This is a genomic window from Stenotrophomonas sp. RS-48 (assembly GCF_030053245.1).
GTDB lineage: Bacteria > Pseudomonadota > Gammaproteobacteria > Xanthomonadales > Xanthomonadaceae > Stenotrophomonas > Stenotrophomonas maltophilia_P.
This window is the reverse complement of sequence record NZ_JASGBV010000057.1, coordinates 1-8,981: the sequence shown is the minus strand read 5'-3', so window position 1 is coordinate 8,981 and position 8,981 is coordinate 1. Positions and strand designations below refer to the sequence as shown.

At 68.8% G+C, this 8,981-nt stretch carries 2 protein-coding genes; both read right to left on the bottom strand.

What is annotated here, in order from left to right; genetic code table 11:
* The coding region (locus QMZ25_RS11585) for an ESPR-type extended signal peptide-containing protein (protein ID WP_283219667.1) at window positions 1–4,183 on the bottom strand (4,183 nt) is incomplete at its 3' end.
* Between the two features lie 441 nt (window positions 4,184–4,624).
* Window positions 4,625–8,509, bottom strand: coding sequence for a phosphoribosylformylglycinamidine synthase (purL, locus tag QMZ25_RS11580; protein ID WP_065175848.1), 3,885 nt, complete (start codon window positions 8,507–8,509; stop codon window positions 4,625–4,627).
* Window positions 8,510–8,981: the final 472 nt, after the last annotated feature.

The following is an 8,981-nucleotide window of genomic DNA, read 5'->3' as shown; positions in this document are numbered from 1 at the left end:
CACCGTTGCCGATCGCGTTGGCCGCTTCGCCGGCGGCCAGCGCGTTGTCACCTTCCACATAGGCGCCGGCATCGCTGTCGGCACTGCCACTGGCCTGGAAGTGGCGGCGGGTGTTCTCAGCCACCGACGCCACCGCGTCCAGCTGGTCCTTGTTGACCGCATCGGTGCCTTCGGTACCTGCCGCCACGTTGGTCACCTGGCGGGTGTTGCCACCACCACCGACCGATACCGTGTTGTCACGGTCTGCAATCGAATCGGCGCCCAGCGCGACGCTGTTGGCGCCGCGCGACTCGGCCGCATTGCCGAGCGCGGTGCTGTTGATGCCCGGCGACCATGCGCCACCACCGATGGCCGTGGAGTAGTTGCCGGATGCCTCGGTGGCGAGAATGCCGAACAACGAGCCGCCGACAGCGACACTGTTCGTACCGGTGGCCAAGCTGCCCTGACCGGTGGCCGTGCTGTAGTCGCCGGAGGCTTCCGAGTCGCCGCCCAGCGCCACGCTGTTGGAGCCGGAGGCATTGGCAAAATTGCCGAACGCGGTGGCGTTGAACGCCGAGGCGCTGGCGAAACCGCCGATGGCGGTGCTGTAGCCACCCGTGGCTTCCGCACCGATGCCGAATGCAGCCGAGGCCGTGCCGCTGGCCACGCTCTCGCTGCCGACCGCCGTGGCCGCTTCACCACTGGCGGTGCTGAAGTAGCCCACTGCCGTCGCCTCTTCTGCGGAGGCTTCGGACAGCACGCCGCTGGCAGTGCTGCCGGCGCCACTGGCGATCGAGGCAGCACCGAAGGCCGCGCTCTGTTCACCGCTGGCTTCGCTTTCCGCGCCATGCGCGGTGGCGTACTCGCCGGTCGCCTGTGCGTTGGTACCGATCGCGCTGGCGTTGGCTGCGGTGGCCACGGCATTGAAGCCCAGCGCCTGCGCGTTGTTGGCCAGTGCGTTGGCGCCGCTGCCCAGGGCGATGGCGCCGTCGCCGATGGCGTTGGATGCCTCGCCGGCAGCCAGTGCGTTGTCCCCTTCCACGTAAGCGCCGGCATCGCTGTCGGCACTGCCGCTGGCCTGGAAGTACTTGCCGGTGGTGGAGGCTTCCGCCGCGACGGCATCCAGCTGTGCCTTGTTCACCGCATCGGTGGCCTGCGTACCTGCGGCCACGTGGGTCACCTGGCGCTCGTTGCCGGCAGCGCCAACCGCCACGCTGCGGTCACGATCAGCCACCGAGCCTGCACCCAACGCGACCGCGTTGCTGCCGCTGGCGTTGCTGCCGGCACCCAGCGCGATCGCGCTTTCACCGCCGGCCACCGTATTGGTGCCAATGGCGATGCTGTTGACCGTGTTGCCCAGCGCCTGGTAGCCCAACGCCACGCTGTAGTCGCCGTAGCCGAAGGCACCGCGGCCGACGGCGGTGGCGCTGGTGCCGTTGGCCCAGCTGTTGTAGCCGATGGAGGTGGCGCCACTGCCGCTGGCCCATGCTGCATTGCCGAAGGCGGATGCGTTGGTGGCGGTGGCCCATGCGCCCGAACCGAATGCGCTGGCGCCACTGGCGGTGGCCCAGCTGTAGCCGCCGACGGCGGTGCTGTCGTCGCTGCTGGCGAACGCACTGTCGCCCACGGCGACCGCGTAGCTGCCGGTCGCCCGCGACTTGCCACCGGCAGCCACGCTGTTGTCGCCGGTGGCTTTGGCCGCGCTGCCGAACGCATTGCCCGACGCACCCGTTGCCTGCGCACCATTGCCGACGGCGGTGGCATCGGCGCCGGCGGTGGTGCCGACACGTTCTGGTTGACCGTCATCGCCGATGATCGGCTGGTTGTACTGGTCGTAGGCCTGGCCCAGTCCACCGATGGCGACCCCGCCGTTGCCACTGGCACTGCTGTTGCGACCGATGGCGACGCTGTCATCGCCCACGGCGGAAGCACCCGCGCCCTGGGCGACGGCACCGGCGCCGATCGCGTTGCTGGACGAACCGGCGGCCACCGCACCCTCTCCCTCGGCAAACGCACCGGCATCGCTGCCGGCTTCCGGCTGGGCCTGGAAGTAATGGGCGGTGGTATCCGCGGTGCTGGCCACGGCGTCCAGCTGCGCCTTGTTCACTGCATCGGTGGCTTCACTGCCGGCAGCGACGCCGGTGATCTGCCGCTCGTTGCCGGCACTGCCCACGGCGACGCTGTTGTCACGGATGGCTTCAGAGTTCGCGCCCAGGGCGACACTGTTGGCGCCGCGCGCCGTGGCGTAGTAGCCGACCGCCGTGCTCTGCGCGCCGCTGGCCCAGGTCTGCGCGCCCAGCGCGCTGGCCCCTTCTCCGGGTGCGTAGGCGAAGTAGCCGATGGCCGTGGCTTCGGCGCCGGAGGCTTCGGTCAGGCTGCCGTTGGCCACGGTCCGGTCACCGCTGGCGATCGCGCCGGCACCCACAGCGGTGGCGGCTTCGCCGCTGGCCTGGGTCTGCACGAAGAAGCCCAGGCCGGGAATCAGGTCAGCCGGGCCACCCACGGCCACGCTGCTGGTGCCGGTCGCGTTGCTCTGGGTGCCGACTGCGGTGGCGTAGTCGCCGATGGCGTTGGCCACCGCGCCGAATGCGGAGGACTGCGCGCCGGCCGCATAGGCACCCACGCCATAGGCGGACGCAGCGAAGCCAGCCGCCTCTGCGCTGGCACCGACCGCAGTGCCGCCGACGCCGGCACTGGTCGCACCGGTCTCCACCGGCACGCCGCCGTTGGTGATGAGCGGATTGCCGTTCTCGTCCACGGCGGCGCCACCCACCGCGACGCTGCCAGGTCCTGCAGCCTGCGCGTTGTTGCCGAACGCGGCGCTGTTCTGTCCGGCGGCCAGGGCGTTGTTGCCGACCGCCGTGGCGTTCTGCGCGACCGCGGTGGCGCCGGCGCCGACTGCGGTGGTGCCATCGCCAAGCGCGTTGGCCGCTTCACCGGCAGCCAGCGCGTCATCGCCTGCGGCCAGCGCACCGGCGTCGCTGTTGCTGCTGCCGGTGGCCTGGAAACGCTTGGCCGTGGCATCGGCCACGGCCGCGACGTCCCGGAGTTGGCCGACATTGGCCGCATCGGTGTCTTCGGTACCCGCCGCGACACTGGTGATCTGCCGGGTCAGACCGTACTCGGCTGCGCCCACCGATACCGTATCGACCCGGTCGGCCAGCGAGCCGGCGCCCAGCGCCACACTGCCGGTGGCAACCGCTGCCGAGTTCGAACCCAGCGCGGTGCTGTATTCACCCACGGCGGTGCTGAACGCACCGACCGCGATCGATGCTTCATTGGCGGCCGTTGCGCCACGACCCACGGCGGTACTGCCCGGGCCCATGGCCACGGCTCCGCCACCGACCGCCGTTGCGCCGTCCGCACTGGCCTCGGACAACGCGCCCAGTGCGGTCGCTGCGCCGTTCTCGCTGGCCGCAACAGCGCTGGCACCGACGGCGGTATCTCCCAGTCCGAGCGCAACGGCACTCTGGCCGACGACGACGCTGGCATCACCGATGGCCAACGCGTTCTGGCCGAACGCACTGGCGCCCAGACCGGCGGCCACGGCCTGTGTGCCGACGGCCGTAGTGGCGTTGGCCAGCGACTGGCTGCCGCTGCCGACCGCAATCGCGCCCTGCCCTTCGATCTTCGCCGCGTCGCTGTCATCACCGGCGCCGTCGGCCTTGAAGTAGCGACTGCTCTGGGCTGTCGCTTCGGCCAACGCCGCCTGCGTGGCCCGCGCCTGTGCATCCAGCTGCGCCTTGTTCACCGCATCGGTTGCCTCGGTGCCAGCGGCGACGTGGGTCACCTGCCGTTCCTTGCCCGCATCACCGACGGCAACGGTATTGGCACGCGTTGCTTTCGAGCCGGCGCCCAGCGCCACGCTGTTGGCACCGGTTGCACGGCTGCCGGTGCCCACGGCGACCGCATTGGTGCCGGTGGCCGAGGCGCTGCCATCCACCAGGCACTTGTCGACGATCGAGCTGTTGAGCACCACGCAGTTGGCGTTGCCGCCGATCTCCACCGACTGTGCAGAGGCGACGCCGGTCATGCCCAATCCCAGTGCCAGCGCCAGTGCGGCAGCCAGTACAAAGGGCCTGGCCTGTGTCGCATCGCGGCGTTGGTCGACGACCCCGCCGCAACTGTCGGACGAGGCCAGTTCCGAGGCCACGACCAACTGACCCAGTGCTTTGTTCCAGACCTTGCGATAAATCCGATTCATCGGTACGGCTCCTGATTGGACTGGTTTTGGGCAAAGCAACGCCACCGCCGGACCTTCTGGTCCAACGTCCCCTGGGGGCGTTTATTCGCGTGATTTACTGCGGGGTATTGCCGAACGGCGCGCAGCGACAGAAAACCGAGCGCGTGCGCCAAGCGGTTACTGCGGGATGAATGGTTCTGAAACGGGGTTCAAGTGTTAACGGCAACTTTCCATATCGTCAAGACTTTGACACAGCAAATCACATTGCCGTGAAGCAGTTCACTTTTTCACGCGTTTATCAATCCATTTTGTTAGTTGCACGTGACGATTGTCTGGCGCATGGAAATGCATGTAACTCATGGTGGCGACAGGAGTTTCATCCGCGCAAAGAAAAACCCGCCGGCAATGCGGCGGGTTTTTCCATACGCATCGGCATCGACGCCTGCGCGAAGCGGTGCGCGATCAGCCGCACCACACCCGGGCATTGCGGAACATCCGCATCCACGGTGAATCACCCTGCCACTCGGCCGGCGCCCAGCTCAGATTGAGTGCGCGCGGGGTGCGCTCCGGATGCGGCATCATGATGGTGACGCGCCCGTCCGTGCTGGTCAGGCCAGTGATGCCATCCGGTGAGCCGTTCGGATTGAGCGGATACTGCTGGGCGATGGCACCGTTGCCATCGATATAGCGCAGCGACACGCGCGCAGCGGCCTGGTCGACGGCGTTGTCGAACACCGCCTGGCCTTCGCCGTGCGCCACCGCCACCTGCAGGCGGGAACCGGCCATGCCACGCAGCAGGATCGACGGCGATTCCACTACTTCCAGCAGTGCGGTGCGGGCCTCGAACTGCTCGCTGGCATTGCGGCGGAACTGCGGCCAGTGTTCGGCGCCGGGGATGATGTCCTTCAGCTGGCTCATCATCTGGCAACCGTTGCATACGCCAAGGGCAAAGCTGTCCTGGCGCTCGAAGAACGCGGCAAAGGCATCGCGCAGCGCGCTGCGTTCCAGGATCGAGGTCGCCCAGCCACGGCCGGCACCCAGCACATCGCCGTAGCTGAAGCCGCCACAGGCGACCAGGCCGGTGAAGTCCTGCAGGGCCACGCGGCCCTCGATCAGGTCGCTCATGTGCACGTCGAACGCGCGGAAGCCTGCACGTTCGAAGGCGTTGGCCATCTCGATCTGGCCGTTGACGCCCTGTTCGCGCAGTACCGCCACGCGCGGACGCGCACCGGTGCTGATGAACGGCGCCGCCACATCCTCGTTGAGGTCGAAGCTCAGCTTCGGCTTCAGGCCCGGTGCGTTGAACGCGCGGGCGACATCGCGCTCGGCATCGGCGCTGGCCGGATTGTCGCGACGCTTCTGCATGGCATGGGTGACCGACCACCACGCATCGAACAGCTGCTCCCAGCGCCACTCGGCCAGGTTCTCGCCTGCCAGCGATACGCGCACCACCGGTGCGGTGGTCGGCCTGGCGATGCGCTGCGCGCATTCGGTAAGGGCGTGGCGCTCGACCAGGTCGGCAAAAGCGGCGCGATCTTCGCGGGCGATCTGCACCACCGCACCCAGTTCCTCATTGAACAGGCTGCGGAACGGGTCATCGCCCCACGCGTCGAGGGCGATATCCAGGCCCAGGCGCGAGGTGAACGCCATTTCGCACAGCGCGGCGAACGCGCCGCCGTCGCTGCGGTCATGGTACGCACGCAGCAGGCCGGACTGGCGCGCATCCCGGATCAGTTCGAAGAAGGCACGCAGGCGCTGCGGGTCGTCCAGGTCCGGCGCGGCACCGGCGAAGGCCGGCAGCTCGCCGTGGTCGGCGTGCACCTGCGCCAGGATCGAGCCGCCCAGGCGCTGCTTGCCGGCACCGAGACCGATCAGCCACAGCTCGCTGTCGACGTCGCGATCAAGCAGAGGCGTCAGCTGCTGGCGCACATCGGCAACCGGCGCGAACGCCGAGATCACCAGCGACACCGGCGACACGCTCTTGTGTGCCTCGCCCTGGTCATGCCACTGCGCCTGCATGGACAGCGAGTCCTTGCCGACCGGGATGCTGATGTCCAGCTGCGGGCACAGTTCCATGCCCACGGCCTTCACTGCGTCGTACAGCAGCGCGTCTTCGCCCGGATGGCCGGCAGCAGCCATCCAGTTCGCCGACAGCTTGATGCCATCCAGCGCATCCACCGGGGCCGCGCACAGGTTGGTCAGCGCTTCGCCCACGGCCATGCGCGCCGACGCCGCGGCGTCGAGCAGGGCCAGCGGCGTGCGCTCGCCGATCGACATCGCCTCACCGGCCACGCCATCGAAATCAGCCAGGGTGATGGCCACGTCGGCCACCGGCAGCTGCCACGGGCCGACCATCTGCTCGCGGGCGGTCAGGCCGCCGACGCTGCGGTCACCGATGGTGACCAGGAAGTTCTTCGAGGCGACGGTCGGGTGCGCCAGCACGCGCAGGCCGGCTTCCTGCAGATCCAGGCCACCGGTCTTCAGCGCCGGCCAGCGCGGTGCCGGCGGGTGCGCCGTGTCGCGGTGCATTTTCGGCGGCTTGCCGAACAGCACGTCCATCGGCAGGTCGATCGGTGCGTCGGCGGGAACATGGCCCGGCACCGCGCCGTACGCCACCACCAGATGCTCCTCGGCGGTCGCCACGCCCACGGCGGCGAACGGGCAGCGCTCGCGCGCACACAGCGCGGCAAACTCGGCCAGTCGCTCCTGCGCGACGCCAAGCACGTAGCGCTCCTGCGATTCGTTGCACCACAGCTGCATCGGCGACAACGACGGATCGTCGGTGGGCACCTTGCCCAGGTCGATGATGCCGCCCACGTTCGAATCGTGCAGCAGCTCGGGAATCGCGTTGGACAGACCACCGGCACCGACGTCATGGAAGAACTTGATCGGGTTGTCGGCACCCATCGCCACGCAGCGGTCGATGACTTCCTGGCAGCGGCGCTCCATCTCCGGGTTGTCGCGCTGCACGCTGGCGAAATCCAGGTCTTCGGCGCTTTCACCGGAGGCCACCGAGCTGGCCGCACCGCCACCCAGGCCGATCAGCATCGCCGGACCGCCGAGCACGATGACCGCATCACCGGCCTGCAGCGGGATCTTGTCGACCTGGATACGGTCGATCGCACCGAGGCCGCCGGCCAGCATGATCGGCTTGTCGTACGCACGGACCAGGTCAGCGCCTTCAGGCAGCTCGAAGCTGCGGAAGTAACCGAGCAGGTTCGGGCGGCCGAACTCATTGTTGAACGCAGCGCCGCCGAGCGGGCCGTCGGTCATGATCTCCAGCGCCGGCGCCATCCGCGGATTCAGCGCGCGCGGCGCTTCCCACGGCTGCGGCAGCTCGGGGATGCGCAGGTGCGAGACCGAGAAGCCGGTCAGGCCGGCCTTCGGCTTGCCGCCGCGGCCGGTTGCGCCTTCGTCGCGGATTTCGCCACCGGCACCGGTGGAAGCCCCCGGGAACGGCGCGATCGCGGTCGGGTGATTGTGGGTTTCAACCTTGATCTGGAAGGCGCTGGGCACCTGCGGCTCGCGGCGGTACTCGCCACTGGCCGGATCCGGACGGTAACGCGACGCCGGATGGCCTTCGATCACCGCAGCGTTGTCGCTGTACGCGCTCAGGGTGTGCTGCGGCGTCTGCTGGTGGGTGTTCTTGATCATGCGGAACAGCGAGCGTTCCTGCGCCTGCCCGTCGATGGTCCAGCTGGCGTTGAAGATCTTGTGCCGGCAGTGTTCGGAATTGGCCTGCGCGAACATCATCAGTTCCACGTCAGACGGGGAGCGCCCCAGTGCGGTGAAGCGCTCGCGCAGGTAGTCGATCTCGTCCTGGGCCATGGCCAGGCCAAGGCGCTGGTTGGCGGCTTCCAGCTGCGCCACAGGAACGCGCTCCAGTTCACCGCGGGCCGGCGCCGAGAACAGGGCCTGGCCCTGCTCGACGTGGTCCAGCACCGACTGCGTCATCGGGTCGTGCAGCACCTTCACCAGCGACTGCTGGGTGGCGGCATCGTCCGGCCAGCCCAGCACGTCGATACGCAGGCCGCGCTCGACCCGGCTGACCGGCTGACCGGCCCCGCGGACCAGTTCGGTGGCCTTGCTCGACCACGGCGACAACGTTCCCAGACGCGGCACCACGATGCGGCTGACGGCCCCTTCGGCGACCGTCCCGGCCTGCGGCTGTGCTTCCAGGATGCGGCACAGGGTGGCCTGATCGGGCACGGCCGAGCCTTCCGGCTGCACGAAGTAGACGTGCCAGGCACCACTGATGCGCAGGGAGGGAGCGATGGACTGCAGGCGGGATTCAAGACGTTCGCGGCGGAACGGCGACAGGGCGGGCGCGCCCTCGAGGACCATCATGTCCGGGGAACCGTAGTTGGGAAACGGGCCCGATATTGTACCGGAAGCGGGGGATGGGCTTGGGCCGGGCTGCGCCCGGCACCCGCCGAAGCAACAGCCGAAGCAACTGCAACGTCAGAAGCCGGTTTCCTGCAGGTTGGCGGGGTGGGTCCGGTGGCGGGGGACGCCGTGAACCCGTCCCTGGGGGCTTGGCCGCGGCATCCATGCCGCGGACACCCCCGCCACCGGACCCACCCCGCCTTCGACGGATTTCCGCGATCTGTATTCGGTCCACGCCATGCACGGATGCTCCGCGGCAGTGCCGGCCGAATGAAGAGCGAAGCGACCGGCTCTTGCTTTTGATTTAGTTCTGTCTTTCGTGGCTGGCGGCGCAGGAACCTGTCCGCGGCCGGGTGGGTGGGCTGCGCAGGGGCGTAAGCGCCATGGATGGCGCGCCCGAGCCTACAGGGACGTATTCACGGCGTCCCCTGCG

Bases quoted from the DNA above. Each gene is read 5' to 3' on its own strand.
- purL (WP_065175848.1), bottom strand. From the start codon at position 8,509: ATGATGGTCCTCGAGGGCGCGCCCGCCCTGTCGCCGTTCCGCCGCGAA.